Source organism: Bradyrhizobium sp. CCBAU 11434 (genome assembly GCF_028128895.1).
Classification (GTDB): Bacteria; Pseudomonadota; Alphaproteobacteria; order Rhizobiales; family Xanthobacteraceae; genus Bradyrhizobium; species Bradyrhizobium zhengyangense.
On sequence record NZ_LBJX01000078.1, the window covers coordinates 1 to 26,290 of the forward strand.

27 protein-coding genes are annotated in these 26,290 nt (G+C 64.4%); 7 read left to right on the forward strand and 20 right to left on the reverse strand.

What is annotated here, in order from left to right:
* Positions 1 to 75 precede the first annotated feature (75 nt).
* On the reverse strand, positions 76 to 1,302 hold the full coding sequence (locus tag XI06_RS16650; protein WP_237871401.1) for a lytic murein transglycosylase: 1,227 nt from the start codon (positions 1,300 to 1,302) through the stop codon (positions 76 to 78).
* 7 nt (positions 1,303 to 1,309) lie between these two features.
* On the reverse strand, positions 1,310 to 2,959 hold the full coding sequence (ettA, locus tag XI06_RS16655) for an energy-dependent translational throttle protein EttA (protein ID WP_237865838.1): 1,650 nt from the start codon (positions 2,957 to 2,959) through the stop codon (positions 1,310 to 1,312).
* Positions 2,960 to 3,195: 236 nt separating this feature from the next.
* On the opposite strand from ettA, the gene XI06_RS16660 reads away from it, so the two are divergent.
* Positions 3,196 to 3,405, forward strand: coding sequence for a hypothetical protein (locus tag XI06_RS16660; RefSeq protein WP_194466555.1), 210 nt, complete (start codon positions 3,196 to 3,198; stop codon positions 3,403 to 3,405).
* 132 nt (positions 3,406 to 3,537) lie between these two features.
* The gene (locus XI06_RS16665; RefSeq protein ID WP_237865837.1) at positions 3,538 to 4,500 is read left to right on the forward strand and encodes a D-2-hydroxyacid dehydrogenase family protein; all 963 of its coding nucleotides are present in this window, start codon (positions 3,538 to 3,540) and stop codon (positions 4,498 to 4,500) included.
* A 72-nt stretch (positions 4,501 to 4,572) separates the two neighbouring features.
* On the opposite strand, the gene XI06_RS16670 is transcribed toward XI06_RS16665, so the two are convergent.
* A complete protein-coding gene (locus XI06_RS16670) occupies positions 4,573 to 5,730 on the reverse strand; it encodes a L,D-transpeptidase (RefSeq protein WP_237871403.1) in 1,158 nt (385 codons plus the stop codon).
* A gap of 142 nt (positions 5,731 to 5,872) precedes the next feature.
* Complete coding sequence (locus XI06_RS16675) at positions 5,873 to 6,049, reverse strand: hypothetical protein (protein WP_237865835.1); 177 nt, start codon at positions 6,047 to 6,049, stop codon at positions 5,873 to 5,875.
* Between the two features lie 45 nt (positions 6,050 to 6,094).
* Here XI06_RS16675 and XI06_RS16680 point away from each other — a divergent pair, with 45 nt between their 5' ends.
* On the forward strand, positions 6,095 to 6,895 hold the full coding sequence (locus XI06_RS16680; protein ID WP_271605904.1) for a hypothetical protein: 801 nt from the start codon (positions 6,095 to 6,097) through the stop codon (positions 6,893 to 6,895).
* Positions 6,896 to 6,913: 18 nt separating this feature from the next.
* Here the strand turns inward: XI06_RS16680 and sseA are convergent, their stop codons facing one another.
* From sseA to XI06_RS16695, 3 genes are all read right to left on the reverse strand, one after another.
* Positions 6,914 to 7,765 carry a 3-mercaptopyruvate sulfurtransferase gene (gene sseA, locus XI06_RS16685; RefSeq protein WP_271605905.1) on the reverse strand — a complete coding sequence of 284 codons (852 nt, stop codon included), beginning with the start codon at positions 7,763 to 7,765 and terminating at the stop codon, positions 6,914 to 6,916.
* A 125-nt stretch (positions 7,766 to 7,890) separates the two neighbouring features.
* Positions 7,891 to 8,304, reverse strand: a complete 414-nt coding sequence (locus XI06_RS16690; protein WP_061027208.1) for a rhodanese-like domain-containing protein — start codon at positions 8,302 to 8,304, stop codon at positions 7,891 to 7,893.
* Positions 8,305 to 8,432: 128 nt separating this feature from the next.
* Positions 8,433 to 9,608, reverse strand: coding sequence for a vWA domain-containing protein (locus XI06_RS16695; RefSeq protein ID WP_237871407.1), 1,176 nt, complete (start codon positions 9,606 to 9,608; stop codon positions 8,433 to 8,435).
* 123 nt (positions 9,609 to 9,731) lie between these two features.
* Between XI06_RS16695 and XI06_RS16700 the strand changes: the two genes are divergently transcribed.
* Positions 9,732 to 9,977, forward strand: coding sequence for a GlsB/YeaQ/YmgE family stress response membrane protein (locus XI06_RS16700; protein WP_237871409.1), 246 nt, complete (start codon positions 9,732 to 9,734; stop codon positions 9,975 to 9,977).
* 105 nt (positions 9,978 to 10,082) lie between these two features.
* Entirely contained in the window at positions 10,083 to 10,925 is an 843-nt protein-coding gene (locus tag XI06_RS16705; protein ID WP_237871410.1) for an AAA family ATPase, read from the forward strand.
* Positions 10,926 to 11,144: 219 nt separating this feature from the next.
* Here the strand turns inward: XI06_RS16705 and XI06_RS16710 are convergent, their stop codons facing one another.
* The 6 genes from XI06_RS16710 to XI06_RS16735 all read right to left on the reverse strand — a co-directional run bounded on the left by XI06_RS16710 (position 11,145) and on the right by XI06_RS16735 (position 16,397).
* On the reverse strand, positions 11,145 to 11,450 hold the full coding sequence (locus tag XI06_RS16710) for a hypothetical protein (protein ID WP_237865831.1): 306 nt from the start codon (positions 11,448 to 11,450) through the stop codon (positions 11,145 to 11,147).
* A 97-nt stretch (positions 11,451 to 11,547) separates the two neighbouring features.
* Complete coding sequence (locus XI06_RS16715; protein WP_271605906.1) at positions 11,548 to 13,194, reverse strand: GMC family oxidoreductase; 1,647 nt, start codon at positions 13,192 to 13,194, stop codon at positions 11,548 to 11,550.
* Positions 13,195 to 13,210: 16 nt separating this feature from the next.
* A complete protein-coding gene (locus XI06_RS16720) occupies positions 13,211 to 13,804 on the reverse strand; it encodes a GNAT family N-acetyltransferase (RefSeq protein WP_271605907.1) in 594 nt (197 codons plus the stop codon).
* Between the two features lie 111 nt (positions 13,805 to 13,915).
* Positions 13,916 to 14,842, reverse strand: a complete 927-nt coding sequence (locus XI06_RS16725) for an SMP-30/gluconolactonase/LRE family protein (RefSeq protein ID WP_271605908.1) — start codon at positions 14,840 to 14,842, stop codon at positions 13,916 to 13,918.
* Positions 14,843 to 14,978: 136 nt separating this feature from the next.
* Positions 14,979 to 15,836 (reverse strand): AraC family transcriptional regulator, encoded by an 858-nt coding sequence (locus XI06_RS16730; RefSeq protein ID WP_237871413.1) that lies wholly within the window; start codon positions 15,834 to 15,836, stop codon positions 14,979 to 14,981.
* A gap of 213 nt (positions 15,837 to 16,049) precedes the next feature.
* Entirely contained in the window at positions 16,050 to 16,397 is a 348-nt protein-coding gene (locus XI06_RS16735) for a hypothetical protein (RefSeq protein ID WP_237871415.1), read from the reverse strand.
* A 186-nt stretch (positions 16,398 to 16,583) separates the two neighbouring features.
* Between XI06_RS16735 and XI06_RS16740 the strand changes: the two genes are divergently transcribed.
* Positions 16,584 to 16,808 (forward strand): hypothetical protein, encoded by a 225-nt coding sequence (locus tag XI06_RS16740; protein WP_237865825.1) that lies wholly within the window; start codon positions 16,584 to 16,586, stop codon positions 16,806 to 16,808.
* A 278-nt stretch (positions 16,809 to 17,086) separates the two neighbouring features.
* Here XI06_RS16740 and XI06_RS16745 read toward each other — a convergent pair whose 3' ends face one another.
* Positions 17,087 to 17,743 carry a glutathione S-transferase family protein gene (locus XI06_RS16745; RefSeq protein WP_237865824.1) on the reverse strand — a complete coding sequence of 219 codons (657 nt, stop codon included), beginning with the start codon at positions 17,741 to 17,743 and terminating at the stop codon, positions 17,087 to 17,089.
* Positions 17,744 to 17,864: 121 nt separating this feature from the next.
* On the opposite strand from XI06_RS16745, the gene XI06_RS16750 reads away from it, so the two are divergent.
* Positions 17,865 to 19,088 carry a polyhydroxyalkanoate depolymerase gene (locus XI06_RS16750; RefSeq protein ID WP_237865823.1) on the forward strand — a complete coding sequence of 408 codons (1,224 nt, stop codon included), beginning with the start codon at positions 17,865 to 17,867 and terminating at the stop codon, positions 19,086 to 19,088.
* 41 nt (positions 19,089 to 19,129) lie between these two features.
* Here XI06_RS16750 and XI06_RS16755 read toward each other — a convergent pair whose 3' ends face one another.
* From XI06_RS16755 to XI06_RS16780, 6 genes are all read right to left on the reverse strand, one after another.
* The gene (locus XI06_RS16755; RefSeq protein ID WP_237865822.1) at positions 19,130 to 20,059 is read right to left on the reverse strand and encodes a helix-turn-helix domain-containing protein; all 930 of its coding nucleotides are present in this window, start codon (positions 20,057 to 20,059) and stop codon (positions 19,130 to 19,132) included.
* Between the two features lie 223 nt (positions 20,060 to 20,282).
* Complete coding sequence (locus XI06_RS16760) at positions 20,283 to 22,151, reverse strand: ABC transporter ATP-binding protein (protein ID WP_237865821.1); 1,869 nt, start codon at positions 22,149 to 22,151, stop codon at positions 20,283 to 20,285.
* 8 nt (positions 22,152 to 22,159) lie between these two features.
* Positions 22,160 to 23,086, reverse strand: coding sequence for a 2-hydroxyacid dehydrogenase (locus tag XI06_RS16765; RefSeq protein WP_237865820.1), 927 nt, complete (start codon positions 23,084 to 23,086; stop codon positions 22,160 to 22,162).
* Positions 23,087 to 23,093: 7 nt separating this feature from the next.
* Positions 23,094 to 24,422 (reverse strand): NAD(P)/FAD-dependent oxidoreductase, encoded by a 1,329-nt coding sequence (locus XI06_RS16770; protein WP_237865819.1) that lies wholly within the window; start codon positions 24,420 to 24,422, stop codon positions 23,094 to 23,096.
* Positions 24,423 to 24,456: 34 nt separating this feature from the next.
* Positions 24,457 to 25,332, reverse strand: coding sequence for an ABC transporter permease (locus XI06_RS16775; RefSeq protein ID WP_237865818.1), 876 nt, complete (start codon positions 25,330 to 25,332; stop codon positions 24,457 to 24,459).
* Between the two features lie 4 nt (positions 25,333 to 25,336).
* Entirely contained in the window at positions 25,337 to 26,287 is a 951-nt protein-coding gene (locus tag XI06_RS16780; protein WP_237871423.1) for an ABC transporter permease, read from the reverse strand.
* Positions 26,288 to 26,290 lie beyond the last annotated feature (3 nt).

Sequence of the window (26,290 nt, forward strand, 5' to 3'; positions counted from 1 at the left end):
CAAGACATCCAACCTCGCGAATGCGCCAACTACTTCGCCAGCGCCGGCTATGGTTCAATCAAAATGTGAAACGCTCTAGCGTGCTGCCTGGATCGAGCGCAGCACCTCTTCGCTCGGCCAGCAATCGACCTTGAGCCCCGCCGATTTCTGATAAGCGCCGAGCGCGGCGCGCGTCTGCATGCCGGCCTTGCCGTCGATCTTGTCCTTGTACAAACCAACGCGGGTGAGCCCGCGCTGCATCGCCTCCACATCCCTCGTGCGCAATTGCTTCGACGCCGACCAAGGCGTCGCGAACGGCAATGGGCTCGTCATGCGGTCGCTGAGATGGCCGACGAACAGCACGTAGAGGTCGGAGAAATTGTATTCCTTGATGACGAAGTAATTCTTCGTCGTCAGGAATGCCGGACCATAGATACCCTCCGGCTGAAGCAGCGAGGCCGGCTGGGCCTGCTCTGCGGCACTCAGTTTCTGTCCGCGCACCGGCACAAAGCCTTCACGCAACCACTGGCCGATCGGCTTGGTCACCTCAGGCACACCGACGGTGCAATCCACCTTCGCCGGTGCCTGCACCTCGTAGGCCCAGCGCACGCCGCTCTGCCAGCCCTTGTTAACGAGCTGCTGCGCAGCCGAGGCCAGCGCATCCGGCACCGAGTGCCAGATGTCGATGCGGCCATCGCCGTCGAAATCGACGCCGTGCTTGTAATATTCGGACGGCAGGAACTGCGTCAGTCCCGTGGCACCGGCCCAGGACGAGGTCATGTCCTTGCGCGCGACCACGCCCTCGCCGAGGATCTTCAGCGCGAGGATGAACTCGTTGCGATAGGTATCCTTGCGCCGGCCGACATAGGCCTGCGTCGCCAGCACGCGGACGAGATCGTAAGGCAATTTATAGCGGCCGTAATCGGTCTCGCGTCCCCAGATCGCGAGCATGACGGTCGCAGGCACGCCGGAGCTCTTCTCGATTTTCGCCAGCGCAGCACTGTATTTTTGCAGCAGCCGCCGCCCCTCGCCCGCAAGATTGGCAATCGAGGCTTCCCTGACGTAGTCGGCCGGCACCTGCACGAACTCGGCCTGCGACGGCGCGCCGGTCGCGGGGCGTCCCGGCAGGATCAAGTCAGGCAGCTTGTAGTCCGGTTCGAGCCCGCGCGTCTGTTGATCGAACGTTGCGCGCGACACGCCGGCCTCTTGCGCTTCCGGCCAGAGCGAAGCGATGAACTGCGTGAACGCAGCGTCGGCGGCGTGGGCGGACGACCATCCGCAGGTGAGCACAGTCACAGCAGCGATGAGCGCCCGCCACATCATGCCGAGATCACCGCGTCAGCTTCTTGTACTTCACGCGGTGCGGAATGATGCTGTCCTGGCCGAGCCGGCGCATCTTGTCCTTCTCGTAGTCCTGGAAGTTACCTTCGAACCATTCGACGTGGCTGTCGCCCTCGAAGGCCAGGATGTGGGTCGCGATGCGGTCGAGGAACCAGCGATCGTGGCTGATGATGACGGCGCAGCCGGCGAAATCCTCCAGTGCCTCTTCAAGCGCGCGGAGCGTGTCGACGTCGAGGTCGTTGGTCGGTTCGTCGAGCAGCAGAACGTTGGCGCCGGACTTCAGCATCTTGGCGAGATGGACGCGGTTGCGTTCACCGCCGGAGAGCGCGCCGACCTTCTTCTGCTGGTCGGCGCCCTTGAAGTTGAACGACGAGCAATAGCCGCGCGAGTTCACTTCCTTCTTGCCGAGCAGGATCAGTTCGTTGCCGCCGGAGATCTCCTCCCAGACGGTCTTCTTGCCGTCGAGCGCGTCGCGCGACTGGTCGACATAGCCGAGATGCACGGTCTCGCCGATCGTGATCGTGCCCTTGTCGGGCTTATCCTGCCCCGTGATCATCCTGAACAGCGTGGTCTTGCCAGCGCCGTTGGGACCGATGACACCGACGATGCCGCCGGGCGGCAGCTTGAAGGTGAGATTGTCGATGAGGAGCCGATCGCCAAAGCCTTTGCTGAGGCCTTCGAAATCGACCACGTTGGCGCCGAGCCGCTCGGCCACGGGAATGATGATCTGCGCGGTCTGGCTCTGCTTCTCGCTCGCCTGCTTGAGCAGTTCCTCATAGCGCTGGTAGCGCGCCTTGGACTTGGCCTGGCGTGCCTTGGGCGAAGACGCGACCCATTCCTGCTCGCGGGCGAGCGTCTTCTGATGCGCGGCGTCTTCGCGGCCTTCCTGCTCGAGGCGCTTCTGCTTCTGCACCAGCCAGGACGAGTAATTGCCCTCGTAGGGAATGCCGCGGCCGCGATCGAGCTCGAGGATCCAGCCGGTGACGTTGTCGAGGAAGTAGCGATCGTGGGTGACGATCAGGATCGCGCCAGGATAATTGCGCAAATGGCCTTCCAGCCACGACACGGATTCGGCGTCGAGATGGTTGGTCGGTTCGTCCAGCAGCAGGAGGTCAGGCTGGTCGAGCAAAAGACGGCACAACGCGACGCGGCGGCGCTCACCGCCGGAGAGTTTCGTCACATCGGCGTCGTCGGGCGGGCAGCGCAGCGCGTCCATGGCCTGGTCGACCTTGCTGTCGAGATCCCAGAGGCCCTGGGCCTCGATCTCGTCCTGCAGCTTGGTCATCTCATCGGCGGTCTCGTCCGAATAGTTGACGGCGAGCTCGTTGTAGCGGTCGAGGATCGCCTTCTGCTTGGCGACGCCTAGCATGACGTTCTCGCGGACGGAGAGCGCAGGATCCAGGTGCGGCTCCTGCTCGAGATAGCCGACGCGGGCGCCCTCGGCGACCCAGGCCTCGCCGGTATATTCCTTGTCGAGGCCCGCCATGATCTTGAGCAGGGTCGACTTACCCGAGCCGTTGACGCCGAGAACGCCGATCTTGGCGTCCGGGTAAAAGCTGAGGTGGATATTATCGAGCACCTTCCGGGTCGGGTAGCTCTTGGTCAGGCCCTGCATGAAATAGATGAACTGGCGCGCCATCGGTCCCGTGAAACCTTCAATTTGAGGAGATTTGCTTAGCCAGCGATGTAGCGATCCCGCCTCCAAAGGGCAATGTTTTCCCTCCGTTCACCACGGATGAATACTGGTCGGACACCATCCGGACCCATATCCGGACAATTGAAACCATCTTTTAATCAATCAGGCCAAAGCTCGGTTTCGCGCGGTAACAGCGCCCCCTGCTCAGAATGAACGGGGAGTACAGCGAGGCCCACATCATGGCTCTGATCGAGACTCATTCCCTTCCCGTTCCGGCAGAAGCCGGTCGCGCCAACGCGCTCGTCCTGGAGATCAAGGGTTTCTGGAAGCGCTTCTTCGCCACCGCCTTCAACCCCTACCGGCCCGAATTGCATTACATGCGCGGCCCCGGTCCCGCCTGGCGGGCCAAGCACGGCATGGATGCGCCGATCCGGTTGAAGCCGCGCTGAATCGCCCCGTCCCTGTCGGATTTTTGAAGACCCAGACTGCTTGCGCGCGAGGCTGATTGCGCGCAACCATGGCCCGGTTCCGACAATGGCGCCCCGCCCGGCGCTGTCACCTCTCGCCATGGATTGACGCTGATGACGCGGCTGCGCTGTGCAATTCTCGACGACTATTTCAACCTCGCCCTCGACGTCGCCGACTGGTCGAAACTATCCGACCGGATCGACACCACTGTGTTCAGCCATCCCTTCGCCTCGGAGCAGGCCGCGGCCAGCGCGCTCGCTGACTTCGAGATCATCTGCGCGATGCGCGAGCGCACGGCGTTCCCCAGAAGCCTGTTCGACAAGCTGCCCAAGCTGAAGCTGCTGCTCACGTCGGGCATGCGCAATGCCGCGATCGACATGGAGGCCGTGAAGGCGAAGGGCATAGCGCTCGCAGGCACGCAATATTCGCGCGACCCGACCGCGCCGCTCACCATGGGCCTGATCCTCGAACTGACTCGCGGCATCGGCCGCGAGAATGCGCGCATGCATGCGGGCGAGCCCTGGCAGACCTTTGCCGGCGTCGAGATCGAAGGCCTGACGCTCGGCGTCGTTGGGCTGGGCAAGCTCGGCACCAAGATGGCCGGCATTGCCAAGGCGTTCGGCATGAACGTGATCGCCTGGAGCCCGAACCTCACCCCGGAGAAGTGCGCGGCCGCCGGCGTCGGCTACGCCACCAAGGAGGAGCTGTTTGCCAAGGCCGACATCATCACCATCCATGTGGTGCTGAGCGATCGCTCGCGCGGCCTCGTCAGCCGCGCAGATCTTGCACGGATGAAGCCAACCGCGTTCCTCGTCAACACCGCGCGCGGACCCATTGTTGATGAAGCTGCGCTGTTGGAGGCGTTGCAGCAGCGCAGGATCGCCGGTGCCGGCCTTGACGTGTTCTCGGTCGAGCCATTGCCGCTCGATCATCCCTTCCGCAAGCTCGACAATCTCGTGCTGACGCCGCATCTCGGCTACGCCACCGAGGACGGATTGCGCATCCATTATGGCCAGATGGTCGAGGCGATCGACGCTTTCACCAAGGGCAACGAGATGCCGCGGAAGCTGGCCTGATCGACGCAGATCTCAAACGACGAAGGGCGTGCCGATGGCACGCCCTTCTCAATTCCAGTTGTCTTGAAGCGCTTAGCGCACGGTGACAGGCGCGGGCAGCGGCGGCACGACCGTCGGCTGCGTGCCGGGGACCGGGCCAGCCTGGGCAGCCATCGGAGCCGGACCGGGCGCGGCCGACGCGGTTGCCTGCGGCGGATTGCCCGGCATCACCACCACGCGGGTGCCGACCTTGGCGCGGTCGAAGAGGTCAGACACGTCCTCGTTCAGCATGCCGATGCAGCCGGAGGAGACGAACTTGCCGATCGTCGAGGGCTGGTTGGTGCCGTGGATGCGGTACACGGTCGAGCCGAGATACATCGCGCGGGCACCGAGCGGATTGCCTTCGCCGCCGGCCATGAAGCGCGGCAGATAGGGCTGGCGCTCGATCATTTCCGCCGGCGGATGCCAATCCGGCCACTCGGCCTTGCGGGTGATCTTCTGCACGCCGGTCCAGGTGAAGCCGTCGCGGCCGACGCGAACGCCGTAGCGGATCGCCCGGCCATTGCCGAGGACGTAATAGAGATAGGTGTTCGGCGTATCGACCACGATAGTGCCGGCCGGCTCCTTGGTCTGGAACGCGACCTCCTGGCGGCGCAGGTTCGGCGCCAGCTGCGCCGGGGCCGCGTCAGGCTGCTCCTCGGGCGGCAGCGCGGCGACCGACATCGGCCGGCCATCGGCGCCCTGCTGCGGGACCGCGCCAGTCGCGGCGGGGCCACTGACGGCTTCCGGCGGACGCATGCCATCGCTGGCGGGCGCCTGGCCCGGGCGATCAGCGTAGATCACTGCCGGCGGAGCGGCGGGACGGCCGTAGCGGGGGTCGTCGGGCGACATCACCGGCCCCTGCGGCGGAGCGGCGGAATAAACCGGCGGAGCACCGGCCGGACGGCCGTAACGCGGATCATCCGGCGACATCACCGGGCCCTGCGGCGGGGCTGCAGAGTAGACCGGCGGGCCTGCAGGGCGAGCGTAGCGCGGATCGTCAGCCGGACCGGGCGGCGGCAGCGAGGCCTGCGGCATCGCGTCGTCGTCTTCCAGAGAGTCGAAATTCGGGGTGCGGTCACCGGGCCGGTATTCGGCCGGAGCGCCATAGCTCGGCGCCTGCTGAACCGGATAGCTCTGGGCCTGTGCAAGCGAGGTTCCCGCCGCAGCGACTGTTGCGGCAGCGCATATCGTCAGAAAATGTTTGATCATCATCGCTCTTGTGGTGTCCCGGGCCCCGTCCGAGCCGTCGACGGCCAGATGACCGAAGATAGCGGCACATTCAAGACATAACAGGCTGATATGTGCCGATTGTGCGATTTGTGATGCAATCGCACACAGTTGCTCCGTTGCATCACGGGGTGAAAATCGCATTGCGCCGTAGATTGCCGGAGTCAACACCCCGATTTTTACGGAACGGCGCGAAGACGTTGCGATATGGTCGAATCAGCCTGATTCGCCACGATTTGAGCTCGAATCCCCGCGTGGCGAAGGCGGCGTTCAGTACCGTCACCGCGTTCAGATGGCTCATGGGCCCTGGCCACACGCTGCCGGGGCGGAAATTCGCAACCCGTCAATGCTTCCCGGCTTTCGCTTCCTGCTTGCCGCGATCCTGCTGTCTACCTCCATCCTGGTGTTCGGCCTAGGCGCCGCCGCACTCGTGCGGGCGAGCCACGAGCAGTATGTCAGCAACCCCTCCTGGCGGAACGGCCCGCAGGAGCAAGTGTTCGCACAAAGCCCCGAGCCGGCCCAGCCAGTGCTCGCGGCCCTGCGCGTCGAGCCCGCCGCGCCCGTCGCCAACGAGGCGGCGCCGGCGATGCCGGACCAGGTCTCGAGCAATCAGGTTCTGACCAATCAGGTACCGAGCATTGGGCAGCCCGCGGTCGAGACCGGGCCCGAGCAGATGGCCGCGGTGACGCTACAAGCCCAGCCTGAGCCTCAGCTCGTCGCCGTCGCGCCGGCTGTCGAGACGGCTCCGTCCGCCACCGAAGCGCCGGCTGTTGAGCCGGCCAGGAGCGAGGCCGCGGCACCCGCGCCAACCGACACGCTCACGCCGGCCGACACGACCGTTTCAATTGCCACCCCGCCGTCGGCTCCGGCGACGTCCGCCACCGATGTGCCGCGAACTGCAACGCCGGCACTGGCCTCGCGCGTGAGCGACATCGCAGCCGCCCGGGTGGCGGCGCTGAACGAGCTTGCGCCGGCGAAGCCCAAGGCGGGCCGCGCGACGCAAGACAGCAAGCCGCGCGCGCACAAGCCGAGGAAGCGTCACCGCATCGTGCGGCGCGCGCCGCCGCCTCAGCAGGTCAACCAGGCGCTCGATCCGTTCGGCCAGCAACAGCAGACGCTCGCCATGACGGCTGCGCGAACGCGCTGAGACTTACTCCAACTCTCTTTACGCCGGCCCGCTCGCGATCGCCGGGCCGCCCTCCTGGCCCCATTCCGACCACGAGCCGTCATAGAGCGCGGTGTCGGTGATCCCGAGGCGATAGAGCGCGAGCGTCAGCACGCCGGCGGAGACGCCGGAGCCGCAGCTGGTCACGATCGGGGCGTCGAGCTTCACACCGGCACCAGTGAAGGCAGCGCGCATGTCTTCGAGCGGCTTCATCACGCCGGTCGCGGCATCGAACAGTTTGACGTATGGCACGTTGCGCGCGCCGGGGATGTGGCCCGAGCGGATACCCTCGCGCGGCTCGGGGGCGCGGCCTTCGAAGCGGTCGGCAGCGCGGGCGTCGATCACCTGCTCGGCGCGGCTTTCAACGTTCGCGACCAGCTGCTGCATGCTGCGCACGCGCTTCGGATCGTAGCTCGCCTTGAAGGTCGCGGCCTTCGGCTTGACCTCGCCGCTCTCCACAGAGCGTCCCTCGGCGCGCCACTTCTTCAGGCCGCCATTGAGGATGCGGACATTGCTGTGGCCGAAGGCCAGGAACATCCACCAAGCGCGGGGCGCCGCGACCCAACCGCCGGCGTCGTAGAGCACCACCGTGTCGCTGTTTCCGATGCCGAGATTACCGACGTCGCGGCCGAACTGCTCGGCGCTGGGATACATATGCGGCAACGGATTGGAATGGTCGGACACCGCGTCGACGTCGAAGAACACCGCGCCCGGCAGATGCGCGGCGAGATAATCATCCTTCGGCAGGGGCAGCACGCCCGGCAGCTTAAAGCTGGCGTCGAGCACCTTGACGTTGGCGTCGTTGATATGGGCGGCGAGCCATTCGGTGGAGACGAGGGGATCGGTGGCCATACGGAGTATTCCTTGTCATTCCGAGGCGTGCGCAGCACGAATCCAGATTTCATCGTGCAGCGGGGGCGGTGGATGAATGGATTCCGGGTTCGCGACTTCGTCGCGCCCCGGAATGACGAGAAGGGTTACCCCTTCTTCTTCGGCTCCCACGCTTCCGTCGGGCCGCCGGCATCGCGCCAGGCGGCGTAGCCGCCGGCGATGTGGGCGACGGGCTTCAGGCCCATATCCTGCGCGGTCTTGGCCGCGAGCGCAGAGCGCAGTCCGCCGGCGCAATGGAAGACGAACTTCTTGTCCTCCTGGAAGATCGGCTTTGCGTACGGGCTCTGCGGATCGATCCAGAATTCGAGCATGCCGCGGGTGCAGGAGAACGCGCCGGGGATGCGGCCCTCGCGCTCGATCTCGCGGGGATCTCTGATGTCGACGATGACGACGTCGCCGTTCTTGGAGATCTCGATGGCGTCCTTGGCCGAGAGTGTCTCGATCTCGGCATTGGCCTCGTCGATCAGCGCCTTGATTCCGCGGGTGATGGTCTGAGGCATATGGGTCTCCCTCTTGTTGTCATTCCGGGGCGCGCGTAGCGCGAGCCCGGAATCCATTTCTCTACACGCACTGCGGCCCGATGGATTCCCGGGCTCGATGCTTCGCATCGCCCCGGAATGACAAGAAGCTAGTGCGTCAGTTCCTTCATCGCATGTTCCAGACCCTCGATCGTGATCGGATACATGCGGTTTGCAAAAATGCGTTTGATGATGGTGGTCGATTCCGAATAGTCCCAGTGCTTCTGCGCGACCGGATTGAGCCACACCGTATGCGGATAGGTGCGGATGATGCGGTCGAGCCAGACCGAGCCGGGTTCCTCGTTGACGTGCTCGACCGAGCCGCCGGGCACCATGATCTCGTAAGGCGACATCGAGGCGTCGCCGACGAACACGACCTTGTAGTCGTGCGGATATTTGTGCAGCACGTCCCAAGTCGGCGTGCGATCGGTAAAGCGGCGCTTGTTCTGCTTCCACACGCCTTCATAGAGGCAGTTGTGGAAGTAGAAATACTCCATGTGCTTGAACTCGCTCTTCGCCGCCGAGAACAGCTCCTCGACCTGCTCGATATGCGAGTCCATGGAGCCGCCGATGTCGAAGAACACCAGGAGCTTCACCGCATTGCGCCGCTCGGGCCGCATGTGGACGTCGAGATAGCCGTGATTGGCGGTCTCGCGAATGGTGGCGTCGAGATCGAGCTCATCGGGCGCGCCGGTGCGCGCGAATTTGCGCAGGCGCCGCAGCGCCACCTTGATGTTGCGGATACCGAGCTCGACATTGCCGTCGAGGTCCTTGAACTCGCGCTTGTCCCATACCTTCACGGCGCGGTTGTTGCGGTTCTTCTCCTGGCCGATGCGGACGCCTTCAGGATTGTAGCCGTGCGCGCCAAACGGCGAGGTGCCGGCAGTGCCGATCCATTTCGAGCCGCCCTGATGTCGGCCCTTCTGTTCCTCGAGGCGCTTCTTCAAGGTCTCCATGAGCTTGTCCCAGCCCATGGCCTCGATCTGCTTCTTCTCTTCCTCGCTGAGATATTTCTCGGCGAGCTTCTTCAGCCACTCCTCGGGAATCTCCGCCTTCTCCATGGCGTCGAGCAGGCTTTCCAGCCCCTTGAACACCGTGCCGAAGACGCGGTCGAACTTGTCGAGATTTCGCTCGTCCTTCACCAACGAGGTGCGCGACAGATAGTAGAAATTCTCGACCGAATAGTCCGACAGGTCAGCGTCGAGCGCCTCCAGCAGCGTGAGGTATTCGCGCAGCGTCACAGGGACCTGCGCATCGCGCAGAGACGTAAAGAATTGCAGGAACATGGGTGACAGATTGCCCGTCGGGGGACGGACGTCAAGGGGCGGAGGCCGGCGTGGGACGCTGGACCGGGAGGCTTTTTGCTCTAGAATTGACCGCCTCAACGGGTTGTTTTGGGGACGTTTGTCATGGGTATTCTCGCGGCGCTCATCATTGGCGCCATCGCCGGCTGGCTTGCCGGCAAGATTGTCCACGGGGCGGGATTTGGGCTGATCGGCAACATCGTCATCGGCATCATCGGCGCGCTGGTGGCGAGCTGGGTGCTGCCCCAGCTGCACATCGAGCTCGCCACCGGCACGATCGGCGCCATCGTGGATGCCACGATCGGCGCGGTGATTGTGCTGGTCATCCTTTCGCTGATAAGACGGGCCTGAAAGCCTGACCGAACCAGGAACGGCCGCCATGCGCGGCCGTTCCCATGTCGCGACCAGAGCCAAGAAATTGGCAATGCCTGGGATGACGACCAACAAGGACGCGCAATGAAATTTACCGGCACCAAGGACTATGTTGCGACCGACGATCTCAAGGTCGCCGTCAATGCCTCGATCGTGCTGGAGCGCCCGCTCCTCATCAAGGGCGAGCCCGGCACCGGCAAGACGGTGCTGGCGGAGGAAGTGGCGAAGGCGTTGAACGCACCGCTGCTGACCTGGCACATCAAGTCCACTACCAAGGCGCAGCAGGGCCTCTACGAGTACGATGCGGTGTCGCGCCTGCGCGACAGCCAGCTCGGCGACGCGCGCGTCTCCGACATCAAGAACTACATCAAGCGCGGCAAGTTGTGGGAGGCCTTCACCGCCGAGCAGCGCCCGGTGCTCTTGATCGACGAGATCGACAAGGCCGACATCGAATTCCCGAACGATCTCCTGCTCGAGCTCGACCGCATGGAATTCCATGTCTACGAGACCGGCGAGGCGATCAAGGCCAAGCAGCGCCCGATCATGATGATCACCTCCAACAACGAGAAGGAGCTGCCGGACGCCTTCCTGCGCCGCTGCTTCTTCCATTACATCAAGTTTCCCGACGCCGACACGATGGGCCGCATCGTCGACGTCCACTTCCCCGGCATCAAGAAGCGCCTGGTCGAGGAAGCGCTGCGCATCTTCTTCGAGGTGCGCGAGGTGCCCGGCTTGAAGAAGAAGCCGTCGACGTCGGAGCTTCTGGACTGGCTCAAGCTGCTGCTCAACGAGGACATGAGCGTCGAGCAGCTGCGCGAACGCGACCCGCGCAAGCTGATCCCGCCGCTGCACGGCGCGCTGCTCAAGAACGAGCAGGACGTGCATCTGTTCGAGCGGTTGGCGTTCTTGAGCCGGCGGGAAGTGTAAGCCACTGCCTCTCCCGTCATCCTGAGGTGCGAGCAGTGTGGGGCACAGCACCGCACCGCAGGCCTCGAAGGATGGAGGGCCAAGATGTAGAGGGGCGATCGCCCTTCGAGGGCCGCTAATGCTCGGAGGGTGGGTCAGCGTAGCGTAACTCACTCTTTCGTTTCCGCATCGGCAGCAGTGGTGGGTTACGCTACGCTAACCCACCCTACGCGGATCGCCCTAGGGAACACCAAGAACCTCTTGCAGAGTATTGAGAACCTCGGTCACAAAACGCTCGTAGGCGATACGATCACCACCTCTCTCAGAGATCCGTTTGGTCTGCCAAACCAGAAAGGACGGCAGATACCAAAGCAAGGATACCAAGCGCTTTGGTACCGTCTCTTCATCGCCAATACTGATCATACGCAGGGTTGCGAGGACGGCTTGCCGCCGGACGGCGTCATAATCACCGTTGCGGACACGATCGAAGAAGCCATTCGTATCCCATTCGGTTTCCAGCTGTTCGACGATCGCACCGATGTCCATCGGCTGTCTCCCGACTCGCGGAGACTCGCCCTCACCCGGATCGCATCTCCGATGCGATCCGGCCTTTCCCGGCAAGTGGGGAGAGGCGAAGACACCCTCACGCCACCGCCGCGTCCGGAATCCGCGCGGCTTCCATCGGCGCCTTGCCGCGGATGAGGTCCGAGGCACGATCCGCGATCATCATCGTGGCTGCGTTCAAATTCGCCGAAATCATGCGCGGCATCACCGAGGCGTCGATGACGCGGAGGCCCTCCAGCCCGTGAACGCGGAGCTGGTCGTCGACCACTGCCCACGTGCTGTCGGCCGGGCCCATGCGGCAGGTGCAGCCGGGGTGGAAGGTGGTGGTGCCACGCTCGGTCGCCGCATGCAAAAATTCGTCGTCGGTGTTAACGTTCGGGCCGGGGAAATCCTCGTAGGCGTAGTAAGGCGAGAGTGGCGCGCTCTTCAAAAGGCGCCGGGCGAGCTTCATGCCGCCGACGATGACGCGGCGGTCGAGCTCGTCGTCGAGATAGTTGGTCTGGATGATCGGCGGCGCGAACGGATCATTGGAGCGGATGCGGACATAGCCGCGGCTCTCCGGGCGCTGCTGCCAGGAGGCCACCGTCATGCCGGGCTCGTCTTCGAGCTGGCCCTGCACACCTTCCTTGTAGCTTGCCGGCGTGAAGGTGAGCTGGAGGTCGGATGAGTCAGCGCTCTCGCCGGAGTGCCAGAAGCAATAGACCATGGTCGGCGACAGCGAGAGCAGGCCCTTGCGCGCCGTCGCCCATTTCAGCGCTTCGATCCAGAGCGAGAAGCCACGACGAAGCTCGTTGATGGTCTTGATGTCCTTGACGCGCGCGACCGTGCGTGGGGCGTAATGATCCTGCAGGCCTTCGCCGACCGGCAGCGCGTGGCGCACTTGGATGCCATGGGCGTTCAGCAGATCGGGCGACCCGATGCCGGAGAGCTGCAGGAGCTGCGGCGAATTATAGGTGCCGCCGGAGAGGATCACTTCCTTGTTGGCACGCACCTCCACCGGCGTGCCGCCGCGGCCGCCCCTGGTGTAGCGCACGCCGACGGCGCGCTTGCCTTCGAAGATGATCTCGGTCGCATGCGCATGGGTGTGCACATGCACGTTGGGCCGCTTCATCGCGGGCTTGAGGAACGCGGTCGAGCCTGACACGCGCAGGCCCTTGTCGATGGTGCGCTGGCAGTAGGAGACGCCTTCCTGCTTGGCGCCGTTATAGTCGGGGTTGCGGGGAATGCCGAGCGAGACCGCGCCTTCCATGAAGGCTTCGCAAAGCGGATCGCGCCAGTCCATGGTGGTGACGATGAGATTGCCGTCGCGGCCGCGATAGGTGTCCTCGCCCTCGCCGACCCGCTTCTCCAGCCGCTTGAAGTAGGGCAGCACGTCGGCATAGCCCCAGCCGCGATTGCCCATCTGCGCCCAGGTGTCGAAATCCATGCGCTGGCCGCGGTTGTAGATGTGGCCGTTGATCGAGGACGAGCCGCCGAGCGTCTTGCCGCGCGGCGCGTAGATGCTGCGCCCGCCGGTCCAGGGCCCGACCTCCTGCTGGTAGGCCCAGTTGATGCTCTTCATGTGGAAGGTCTTGATGAAGCCCGCCGGCAGATGGATGTAGGGATGCCAGTCGTTCGGGCCCGCCTCGAGCACGCAGACGCTCACGTTCGGATCTTCGCTGAGCCGGGAGGTGAGGATGCAGCCGGCCGAGCCCGCGCCGATGATCACGTAGTCAAATCTATCCATGGTGCCCCGGCCGCCCCTAGCGCGGCTTTTCGTTGAGTTGGTAGTTGAGATGCGCCTTCACCGTCGGCCATTCTGCCGCCGTGATGCTGTACACGACGGTGTCGCGCAGCGTGCCGTTCGGCGCGACCTGGTGGCTGCGCAAGATGCCGTCCTGCTTGGCGCCCAGGCGCTCGATGGCGCGGCGGCTCTGGTGGTTGAAGAAATGCGTGCGGAATTCCACCGCGATGCAGTTCAGCGTCTCGAAGGCGTACTGGAGCAGCAGCAGCTTGCACTGCGTGTTGAGCGGGCCGCGCTGCGCGCTCTTGCCATACCAGGTCGAGCCGATCTCGACGCGACGGTTGTTGGCATCGATGTTCATGTAGGTCGTCATGCCGACGATGTTGCCGCCGGCATCGAACACCGTGAACGGCAGCATCGAGCCTGCGGCCTGAAGGCCGAGGCGGCGGTCGATCTCCTTGCCCATGTTCTCAGGCAACGGGATCGCGGTGTACCAGAGCTTCGACAGCTCGCCGTCCTTCACGGCCTCCGTCAGTGCCGGAAGATGTTCTTTCGCCAGCGGCTCCAGACGGGCGTGCTGTCCACGCAGGGTGATGGGATCAGGCCAGGGCATTTGAGAGACTCTCCGTTGTCATTGCGAGCGCAGCGAAGCAATCCAGATTGTCACCGCGGACGCATTCCTGGATTGCTTCGCTGCGCTCGCAATGACGGTCACTAGCACCGTTTACTTGTTTAGGAAATTGAGGGGCAAACCGCCGCGCGGCCAGTCCATGGCGATCAGCTCGCCCTTGCCGGACAGCGTGACATAGGCGGTCTTCAGCTCGGGGCCGCCGAAGGCGATGTTGGTGGTGACGGGGTCGCCGGTCGGGACCTGCTCGACCAGGGTCCCATCGGGCGCGATCACCGAGATGCACCCCGAAACCAGGGTGGCGACACAGACATTGCCATTCGCCTCCACCGCGAGCGAGTCGAACATCTGGTAGCCGCCAAGGCCGCAGATCGGCTTGCCGCGCTCGCCGCGATAGATCACCTCGCGCGGCTTCAGCATGCCGGGCGCCGAGAGCTCATAGGCCCAGAGCCGGGCCGTCGGCGTCTCCGCGATGTAGACGGTGTTCTCGTCCGGCGACAGGCCGATGCCGTTGGCCGGCAGCACGCCGTGCACGACTTCGACGATCTCCTTCATGCCGGGCTTGAGATAATACATGCCGCCGACATCCATCTCGCGGGGACGGCGCTTGCCGAGATCGGAGAACCAGAGGCCGCCGTGCTTGTCGAATACCAGATCGTTCGGCCCGCGCAGATCGCGCTCGCCGCATTTGGTGACGACGGTCTCGATCTTGCCCGTTTGCAGATCGACGCGCTGGATCGAGCCACCGAGATAATCCTCGGGCTGCGGCCCCGGCATGATCATCTTGCCGGTCGGAATCCAGGAGAAGCCGCCATTGTTGCAGACGTAGATCTTGCCGTCGGGGCCGAGCGCGGCGCCGTTCGGGCCGCCGGGGACCTTCGCGACGATCTCCTTGCGGCCATCGGGATAGACGCGGGTCAGACGCTGGCCACGGATTTCCACCAACACGACCGAACCATCCGGCATCACCACGGGGCCTTCGGGAAATTCGAGGTCGGTGGCGAGAACGCGGATGTTGGACATGGTGGGACCTCCCGGCAGCTTGTTATGGCTTGCTCGGGATGTCCGGCACGGGCCCCGCTGGCAAGTTTTGCCAGCGGTTATGACAAAGTAGGTCCCCCTTGCCAAGCAAGCGGGATGGTATGCCAGCGTTGCAGCGTTACTCCTTCACCGGCACCCAAATCTCGAAGCCGCCATTGCCGGTGACGGGATCGAACTTCTCGTCATAGCGCTCGAAATTCGGGGCGTCCGCGGCCTTGTAGCTAGATGCCGGCAGCCATTGATTCCAGATCGCGTTGACGGTGCGGCGGATCGAGGCGACGTGGTCGCTGTGGGTGAACACCGCATAGCGCTGCTCGGGTATGCGGATGCGGCCGAAGCCGCGTGGCAGATCGGAAAAATCGCGAACCTCGACGCCGGCGATGTAATCGAAGTTGCCGGAATCGTCGCCGTTGCAGCAGACGCCGTAGGCGACTCGATTTTTCTCTTCATTTTTCCCTTGGCCGACGCGCTCGGGAATGTCGGCGACCTGCTGGTGGAAGCGCGCCCACATGCCGGGGATGATGGCGCCATTGTCGCAGGAGATGCGCTCGGCAATGCCGGCCACGAGGAAGGCCTTGGCGGTTTCGAAACGCGGAGCTTTGAGATTGCTTGAGATCGTGGAGTCCATGAGGATCGGCTCCTGAAGCCTGAGCTGGTGGGTGCACGTCGCCGCTCGCACCGTTTCGGGCGTGGTGCCGAACTGGTCGCGGAACGCGCGGGTGAATGCTTCGTGCGAGCCGTAGTCTGCCTCCAGCGCGACGCTGAGAATGTCCGGCGCGCCCTTGGCGAGACTGCGCGCCGCCTCACTCAGCCGCCGCGCGCGCACGTAGCGCATCACCGGGAAGCCGGTGGCTGCGGCAAACGCGCGCACCATGTGGAACCGCGACACGCCGCCGATCGCGGCGATCTCGTCGAGCGTCATCGGCTCGGCCAGATGGCTTTCGATGTACCAGAGCGCGCGCTGGGCTGGATTCACGGGTTAAGGCTCTCGTTCGAAGCGGGGGGATGATGCGCCTTTGCCCCGCGCCTTGCTTGATCAGGATTGCGGTCGAGCCGCAGGCGCTGAACTCGTAGGGTGGATTAGCCGAAGGCGTAATCCACCACTTCTGTCTCCTCGGAAACGATAGAGGTGGGTTACGGTGAGCAGATGCGCTTTGTGCATCTGCTCAGCTAACCCACCCTACGGCACCTACTTCGCATCCTTCGGCGGCGGCGCATCCTGCTTCTTCTTCAGATCCTCCGCCTGCCTTGCCTGCGCGGCCTGGAGATCGCCGATGGTTTTCTGCAAGCCGGCGAGCGTCACCTTCAGCGCATCGATCTGCCTGATGGCGGCATCCAGCTTCTGCTGATGATCGAGATTGAGCTTGGTGATGGTCTTCTGCAGGAAATCGACATTGCTCTGCAGACAGCTGGTTCGCCGCTCCATGGTCTTCTCGACGGTGCAGATCTCGATGCCGGGAACGTCCTGCGCCGCGACCTGCGTGTGCGCGACGAGCGGTAACACGACGAAAGAGACGGCAGCGATCCGGCGCAACATCAAGGTTCCTCATTAAAATCGATCACGGCAATGTGCGCCGATTGCGCAGAGCCGCGTGAGGCTACCACACTCGCACCGCATTCTCGCGTTGAGCTTGGCGTGTTCCCTTTGGACAGGGGAGCACTAAACCGCGCGCGGAAGAAGTGGGCGCTCTTTCCGCCGCTTTGATTAGGGGAGATTTTTGGAATGGCAACGCGCGATAGACGTCTGGCGGAATTCGATGGCACCGGAGAACCGCCACCTGGCGTGCCCGTCGAAGTGCTGTGTGAGGACCACAGCGGAACGTATCAGTTGCCCTTTGCCTGCCGCTACGTCGAGGGACGCTGGCAGAACCACGCGGCCGGCGTTCCGGTAGAGGCCACCGTCATCGGCTGGCGCGTGCCGCGCGTGAAGCATTCCGGCGCGGCCTGACGCCGCGCGTGTCTCAAAATGCAACGGGGCCGCGCTCTGCCTTAACGAACGGAACGCGGCCCGAACGAATCACGTCCGAATCAGCCCGATAGCTTCGTACGCTGCTGTTCACGGCTAGATGTCGACATGGTTGCGCCGGCACGCACAATATCTGCGCAGCGCGCAAGATCGCGCTGCCGATGACCGGCTTCAAAAGTTAATATTCGCAAAGACATAGAGGCAGGTGCGGGCGCTGGCCGCGTCCGCTCCGGAAACAGGCAAGGCCTGACGGCGCCTGCCTAATATTCGACCTCGAGCTCCTCGATCTCGGCCGGCTCGTCCTTGGCGGCCGCGATCCATTCCTTCATCTCGGGCATGCCCATGATGGTGTCGGCATAGGTCTTCAGAAGCGGGTCGAGCTTGACGTCGTAGGTGACGAAGCGCGTCACCACGGGAGCGTACATCGCATCGGCCATGGTGCGCTTGTCGCCGAACAGGAACGGGCCGCCCGACTTCTCCAGGCAATCGCGCCAGATGAACCAGACCCGGTCGATGTCGGCCTGTGCGCGCGACCAGATCTTGAAACCGGGGAAGTGCCCCTTCAGGTTCACCGGCAGCGAGGCGCGCAGCGTGGTGAAGCCGGAATGGATTTCGCCTGAGATCGAGCGGCAATGCGCACGCTGGACGCGATCATCAGGCAGCAGCCCGGCTGACGGCATCACCTCGTTGAGATATTCGGCGATGGCGAGCGTATCCCAGACCGTCGCGCCCTCGTGCCGCAGGCAGGGCACTAGGATCGAGGACGACAGCAACAGGATTTCGGCGCGCGCCGACGCGTCATCAGGCGCGGTGATGATCTCCTCGAAATCGAGCCCGGAGAACTTCGCCAGCAGCCAGCCACGCAGCGACCAGGACGAGTAGTTCTTGCTGCTGATGGTCAGTGTCGCCTTCGCCATAGGGCCCTTCCCTCACGTTTCCGACCAAGTGCGCAGCAAGCGACGTGCCAATTCCAAGGACGGGCCGCTCTCGTCTGGCTCCGATATTGCATGGCGGCAGCGGATAGGCGGGCGCTTCAGTATGATGTCGATGTATTATCAGGCTTTTCAGAACCAGATGGATTTGACGGCACCGTTGCGGGCGGGCGCCTCCTCCGCGCTCAAATTCCTCCATCTGGTACCGCAGGGCATGTCGGACCAGGTGGTCGGCCGGCTCTCCGCGGCGCTGGAGCTGATCTCGCGCTCCACCCTCACCTATGACCGCCCGGCTTACGGCATCAACAGTGTCACGATGGGCAATCGCGAGGTCGGCGTGACCGAGGAGATCGCCTACGCCACGCCGTTCGGCTCGCTGCTGCATTTCAAGAAGGACGGCGTGAGCGAGCAGCCGCGCATGCTGCTGGTGGCGCCGATGTCCGGCCATTTCGCCACGCTCTTGCGCGGCACGGTGAAGACGCTGCTGCAGGACCACGATGTCTATATCACCGATTGGCACAATCCGCGCGACATCCCGCGCAGCGAGGGTCGTTTCGGGCTCGACGACTACACCGAGCATCTGATCGACTTCCTGGGGCAGCTCGGCCCGCGGCCGCACATGGTGGCGATCTGTCAGCCGTCGGTCTCGGCGCTCGCGGCCGCGGCGATCATGTGCGAGGGCAACCATCCCTCGCGCCCCGCGACGCTGACGCTGATGGCGGGGCCGATCGACACGCGGATCCAGCCGACCAAGGTCAACGAGTTCGCCAAGAGCAAGCCGATCGAATGGTTCGAGCGCAACTTGATCAACTACGTGCCGGTGCAGTGCCGCGGTGCGTTCCGCAAAGTCTATCCCGGCTTCGTGCAGCTCACGGCCTTCGTCTCGATGAATCTCGAGCGACACATCAAGCAGCACATGGATCTCGCCAACCACATTGCCAAGGGCGAGAAGGAGAAGGCTGCGACCATCAAGACCTTCTACGACGAATATTTCGCGGTGATGGATCTGCCGGCCGAATTCTACATCGAGACCGTGCGCGACGTATTCCAGGAGCACCTGCTGCCACTGGGCAAGCTGATGCATCGCGGCCGCCCCGTCGACACCAGGGCCGTCAGCCGCATGGGTCTGATGACGGTCGAGGGCGAGAGGGACGACATCTGCTCGATCGGCCAGACGCTTGCCGCGCAAGACCTCTGCACCGGCGTGCGCGCCTATCGCCGCGTCCACCACATGCAGGCCGGCGTCGGCCATTACGGCGTATTCTCCGGCAAGCGCTGGAACAACGAGATCTATCCGCTGCTGCGGGATTTCGTGCACGTGAATGCGTGAGGCGCCTGGCCGCGCTATCGGCTCGCCGACAAATGCGCTGATCAGGCCTCCGTCGCCGGCCCGCCAGACGTCTCGCGGCGCCACGCGCCCGGGCTGACGCCGACCATTTGCGAGAAAACCCGCGTGAAATGGCTTTGATTGGCAAAGCCCGCCGAGATCGCGATCTCGGACAACGGAAGGCCGCGAACCGCCATCATCTGCTTGGCGGCCTCCACGCGCTGGCGCAGCAGCCATTGGTGCGGCGGCAGGCCGGTGGAGATCCGGAAGGCGCGCGAGAAGTGACTGACTGAAAGACCGAGCTCCGCCGCAATCTGCTGCAGCATGAGGCCGCCTGAGAGATCGGAGTCGAGCCGCTCGCATGCGCGCTTCACCTGCCATGGCGCGAGGCCGCCCCGGCCGGGCTCGACGACAGGCTTCAGCCCACCATAAGTCAGACCGACATGCGCGGTAAACGCGAGCAACATGTGATCGACGAAAAGCTGATTGGGCTCGTCAGGCCGGCGGAAACCCGCCAGCAAGGTTGCGCCGATATGGCGGACAACCTCATCATCATGGCCGACACCGGGGCTGTAGTTGAGCTCTTCAACGCGCGATGCGCCGGGCTGCGTTGCTATGTCATTGAGCGCGGAGCGCGGCAGATAGAAGAACAGCGAGTGAAATGGCTTGTCGATCACATAGCGCGGATCGCGTTTGAGGTCATAGAGATAGGTGGCACCTGCACGGACATTCGCCTTGGTGACGAAGCGACCATTCTCCCAGCATTCGCAATCCGGGTAATCGCGGATCTTCAGGCTGACGAGATAGGCATCTTCCGCAGGCAGCGAGCCCGAAAATTTCGGCACCGGGGCGTCGTTGCGCACCTCCGTGACCGCGAGTGCTGCGCTGCGCAGCGAACGCGTGACAAGCACCGGCGCGTCCCTCACATGAAGGCCACGCCCGAGCCTCTGCCCGTAGACGCCAGCTTGTGTCATCTCAGAAAATCCACCCGCGGAAGGCGTGTCTTCGCCAGCCTCTGCGCGTCGATGCATTATCAAGATCGACCGCCCGCGGTCCAGCTAGCAGGCGGTCACGCTCAATCGCTTTGCGGTGAATTCATTGTGAATTCAGCGCGATCTGCCCAGAAGGTATCACGAACAGCAGCGGCAGGAACGTGTAGGCACGTCATCGTCGTGCGTTCTCGAAAAGCCTTCGAAGCTACGCCGACCATTCCTCGCCCCAGACCTGCACGACATGGCCGGGTGAGACCTCGCGGTATTGCCGGGCCGGCGGCTGGTAGTCCGGCGCGCGCACCGGGCTCCTGATCTCGTCGTTGGCGACCTCGCGCTTGCTTCCGCGGCGGGACGGATCAGGGACAGGGACGGCGGCCATCAGCTTCTTCGTATAGGGATGCTGCGGATCGCCGAACACGGACGCGCGCGGACCGATCTCGACGATCTCGCCGAGATACATCACGGCAACGCGGTGGCTCATGCGCTCGACCACGGCGATGTCGTGGGAAATGAAGAGATAGGCGAGGCCCATGCTGGCCTGGAGATCGAGCATCAAGTTCACGACCTGCGCCTTGACCGAGACGTCGAGCGCGGAGACCGCCTCGTCCGCGACGATCAGTTTCGGTCCGAGCGCGAGCGCGCGTGCGATGCAGATGCGCTGGCGCTGGCCGCCGGAGAATTCGTGCGGAAAGCGCGCGGCCATATCGGCGGAGAGGCCAACACGCACGAGCAGGTCCGCAACCTTGTCGCGCGCTTGCGGGGCCGTGGCGAGGCCGTTGGCCAGCAGCGGCGCGGCAATCGCCGTGCCCACCGACATGCGCGGATTGAGGCTGGCGAAAGGATCCTGAAACACGATCTGCATGTGCTTGCGGAAATCGCGCAATGTGCGGCCACTCATGGCGAGCACGTCCTGGCCGTCGATCAGAACGGTGCCGCTGTCGGGCTCGGTGAGCTTGAGAATGGAGCGGCCGGTGGTCGACTTGCCGCAACCGGACTCGCCAACCAGCGCCAGCGTTTCGCCGGCACGTAAAGTGAAGGAGATATTCTCGACCGCATGGACCCGGCCCGAGACCTTGCCGAACAGGCCTGAGCGGATCGGAAAGCGCGTGGTGAGGTTTGACACCTCCAGCAACGGACGTTCCGCGGTCGAGACGGTATCGGGTGTTTCAGCCGGCTCGTCCGAGGTGCCCGTGACCTTGTCGACGATGGGGAAGCGCATCGGCCGCGGACGCCCGTCCATCGAACCGAGCCGCGGCACGGCCGCGAGCAGCGCGCGGGTGTAGGGATGCGAGGGCGCGGCAAAGATGCGCGCGGTCGCATCCGTCTCCACGGCCTGCCCGCCATACATCACGACTGTGCGGTCGGCGATCTCAGCGACCACGCCCATGTCGTGGGTAATGAAGAGGATCGACATCCCCTCCTCCTGCTGAAGCTCCTTCAACAATTCCAGGATCTGGGCCTGGATGGTGACGTCGAGCGCGGTGGTCGGCTCGTCCGCGATCAGAAGCCTGGGCTTGCAGGCAAGCGCCATCGCGATCATGACGCGCTGGCGCATGCCGCCGGAGAAGCGGTGCGGATGCTCGTGGAAACGCGACTTTGCCGCAGGAATGCGGACGCGATCGAGCAAGCGGATGGTCTCGGCCTCGGCCGCAGCACGCGACAAGCCGCGATGCTGGATCAACGCCTCCGCGATCTGGAAACCGATGGTGAGCACCGGATTGAGACTCATCATCGGCTCCTGGAAGATCATCGCGACGTCATTGCCGCGGATGTCCTTCATGCTCGTTTCAGGGAGTGTCAGCAGATCGCGGCCGGCAAGCGCGATGCGGCCCTCGATGCGGCCGCTCTCTTTGGGAATGAGCCGCATGATCGAGAGCGCGGTGACGCTCTTGCCGGAGCCTGACTCGCCGACGATTGCCACGGTCTCGCGCGGCGCGATGTCGAAGGAGACGCTGCGGACGACCGGGATCCATTCCCGCTCGCGCAGGAACGACGTGGTCAGGCCCGCGACCGACAGCACCGGCGTCTGTGCGTCCGCGACGACTCGATCAGATCTCGTTGCACCGATGCTCATGCGAATCCCTAGTAACCGCGGCTACGGTCGACCAGCCCCGGCAGCGCTTCGCCGCGGCGGTGGCGCGCTATGACGTCGAGCACGAAATCGACAGCGGAATCCGGGCTCGTCATGCTGGCATTGTGCGGCGTCAGCAGGATACGCGGATGGCTCCAGAACGGATGCCCCGTCGGCAGGGGTTCGGGATCGGTGACGTCGAGGACGGCGCCGGACAGCACGCCGCTGTCGAGTGCGGCGAGGAAGTCAGCCTCGACAAGATGCGGGCCGCGCCCGACATTGACGAGGCAGGCGCCCCGCGGCAGGCGCGCGAACAAATCGGCGTTGAGGATGCCGCGGGTCTCGTCAGTTAGTGGCAGCAGGCAGACGAGAATGTCGGCCTGCGCGAGAAACTCCGGCAGCGAATCCACACCCGAATAGCAGGTGACGCCGTCGATCTGGCGCGGCGAACGATTCCAGCCGAGCAGCGGAAAGCCGAACGCCCTAAGGCGCTCGAGCACGGCCTGCCCCAGCTGGCCGAGCCCCATCACACCGACGCGCCGGCGCTTGGCCGGCGTAATCCGGATCTCGCGCCAGACCTGCTCCTTCTGCTGGTTGATGAAGTGCAGGAGATCGCGATGCAAGCCGAGCACGGCCATGGTGACGTACTCCACCATGGTCTCGGCGATGCCGGGCTCCAGCATGCGAACCAGCGGAATGTGTGCCGGAACCTTTTTGATGTCGAACTGGTCGACGCCCGCGCCGACCGAGAACACCAGCTCGAGATTGGGAAACGTCGTCGCGATATTATCGGGCGGCACCCATGCCACGAGATAGCGGATATCGTTGGGATCGCCGATATCGGGCCAGAGCCGGAACGGCACATCGGGCGCGCGCTGCACGAAGAGGCGCGCCCACTCCGCGCCGCGCACCAGATTGGCCTTGTAGAGAACCGTCATGCGGGCCTCAGAACGGGCTGACTGGCGCGAGCCGCCGGCCGTCGATCATGCGCTTGTGGCTGTAGGCGGCGGGATCGACCAGCGGCGTCGCATTGGTGACAATGTCGGCGGCGAGCTTGCCGGCCGCGGGCCCGATGCCAAAACCATGGCCGGAGAAGCCGGTGGCGAGGAAGAAGCCGGGCAACGCGTCCACCGGCGAGATCACCGGGATCGTATCCGGCGTGCAGTCAATGGTGCCGCCCCAGGCCTCCGCAATCTCGATGTCCTTCAATTCCGGATTGGCCTTGATCAGCGAGGCCAGGGCCGCATTGACCAGCGAGATGTCGGGCGCGGGATCGCGCACGCGTTCGGTCTCGAACGGCGACGGCTTGTCAAAGCTCCAGCTGGTGCCGCGCATGATCTGGTCGAGGAACGACTTGCCGAACGACAGCTTCAGCCCGCCTTTGCGATGCTGATAGGTCGGCCAGAAAGTGCGCGCGTAGCGGAACAGATCGGGCGACAGCTCAACCGTGCCACGGTTGCGCAGGGCCAGCGTGAACCCGCCGTCGAGGCGGCGGCGGATGCAATAGAGATCGGTGCCCAGCGCGCCGGACGTGATCTCCGGCGCCGGCGTGGTCCGGCATGCCGTGGCGTTAACGAGACCGATCGGCAGCTCGATGCCGTGGCGGCGGCAGAACAGCGACGACCACGCGCCGCCCGACAGCAGCACGGCGCGCGCTTTGATCGTGCCCTTCTCGGTGACGACGGCGCTGACCTTTCCGCCTGTCGTCTCCAGCCCGCGCGCGGCGCAGCCCTGGTGAATTGTGACGCCATGCTTGCGCGCGGCGGTGGCCAGCGCAGGCACCGCCATCGACGGCTCGGCGCGGCCGTCGCTCGGTGTGTGCAAACCGCCGACCCATGTGTCGGTATTCCCGGGCATGCGCGCGGCCACTTCTGCCGGCGTCAGCACGGTGGAGTGCACCTGCATCTCGCGTGCGACCGCGGCCCAGCGCTCCCAGCTTGCAAGTTCGTCCTTGTTCTTGGTCAGGAACAGCACACCTGTGCGGCGGAAGCCGGCGTCGACGCCGGCGTCGTTCTGCATGTCTTCCCACAGCCGCAGCGCTTCGCGTGCGAGCGGAATTTCCTCGCGCGCGCGGCCCTGCTGGCGGCACCAGCCCCAATTGCGGCTCGACTGCTCGCCGCCGACATGCCCCTTCTCGACCAATGCGACCGACAGGCCCTTCTTGGCCAAATGATAAGCCGCAGAAACGCCGATAACGCCGCCGCCGATGACGACGACATCAGCCTGCGGCGGCAGGCGTTCGTCGCTGTTTATACGGTTGAGCGGCGGGGACATGATGCACTCCTGGGCGTCGGTTCGTGTCTTTTCGTCATGAGATATTCATCCGCGGATCGAGCGCATCGCGCAGGCCGTCACCGAGGAAGTTGAAGCTCGTCACCGCCAGCGTGATGACGACACCGGGCGCGATCGCAAGCCAAGGCGCGCTGGTGAGATAGATCTGCGCATTGTTGAGCATGTTGCCGAGGCTCGCGGCCGGCGGCTGAATGCCGTAGCCGAGATAGCTGAGATAGGATTCCAGCAGGATCGCCTTGGCGACGTTGAGCGTCGCAGCCACCAGGATTGGCGCCATCGCATTGGGCACGAGCTCGCGGAACATGATCCGCAGGTTCGACGAGCCGAAGGCGAGCGCGGCCACCGCGAACTCGCGCTCCCGCAGCGAGCGCACCTGGGCCTCGACGACCCGTGCCACCCACATCCAGGCGGTTGCCGCGATCAGCACGGTGGTGGTGACGAAACCGGGCTCGGTAAGCGCCGCCAGCGCCAGCAGCAGGAAGATGGTCGGAAAACACAGCACGGCGTCGACCAGCCGCATCAAGACCGCGCCGACCACGCCACCATAGAAGCCGGCAAAGGCGCCGACGACGATGCCGACCACCATCGCGATCACCATCGCGACCAAGCCGATCGACAGCGAGACACGTGCGCCCATCATCAACCGCGCCAGCACGTCGCGGCCGAGTTCGTCAGTACCGAGGATGTGCGCGCCCGAGAGCGGCGGCGCAAACCGCTTCAAGATGTCGATATAGGTGTCATCGAACGGCAGCAGATAGGGGCCGAACGCCGAGCCGAGGACGAGCACCAGAATGGTCACCGCGCCTGCCAGCGCGAGCCGGTGCCGGCAGAAGCGTCGCCACGCGCCCTGGCCGGGTGTGGGATGAGCGGTGGACAAGACTGCAGTCGCCATCGCTTCAGCCCACCCGGATGCGCGGATCGACCACGGCATAGAGGATGTCGGCAATCAGCGAGCCGATCAGCACCATGATCGCCGAGAACATCAGGATGCCCATCACCACGGGATAATCGCGATAGCCGATGGAATCCAGGAACAGCCGGCCCATGCCAGGCCAGGTGAACACGGTCTCGGCCACCAGCGCGCCGCCGAGCAGCGTCGGGAATTGCAGGCCCGCGACCGTGATCATCGGCAGCAGCGCGTTGCGCAAGGCGTGGACGGTGAGGATGCGCCATTCCGGCATGCCCTTGGCGCGCGCGGTGCGGATGTAATCCTGGTTGATCACCTCGAGCATGGAGGAGCGCATGAAGCGGCCCCACATCGCGGTCTCGACCAGTCCCAGCACCAACGCCGGCGCGATCAGATGATGCAGCAGGTCGAGGAAAGAGCCATCGCCGACGGTCTCGCGATTGCCCGCCGGCAGCCAGCCAAGAGTCACCGAGAAGACGTAGATGGTGACGAGACCGAACCAGAAAGTCGGGATCGACAGCGCGATCATGGCGCCGACAGTCGCGAGCGAATCGAACAGCGAGTAGCGCCGGAGCGCGCCCAATATCCCGATCCAGCAGCCGAGTAGCACGGCGACAATCGTCGCCGTGACCATCAGCTCCAGCGTCGCGCCGAGATGGGAGGAGATCACCGACAGCACCGCCTCGCCGTCGCGATAGGACTTGCCCCAATCGCCCCTGAGCATGCGGAGGAACCAGTCGAGATACTGGATCGGCAGCGGGCGATCGAGCCCGAGCTGCTTGGAGACGCGGTCGAGATCCTCCTGCGTCATCTGCGCGGAGGCTGCGAATTGCGACAGCGGACCGCCCGGCGCCAGATGCAGCAGAGCGAAGCCGATCGCGGAGACGATCACCAGCAGCATCACTGCCTGCGCCAGCCGGTTGAGGACGTAACGGGCCATCTC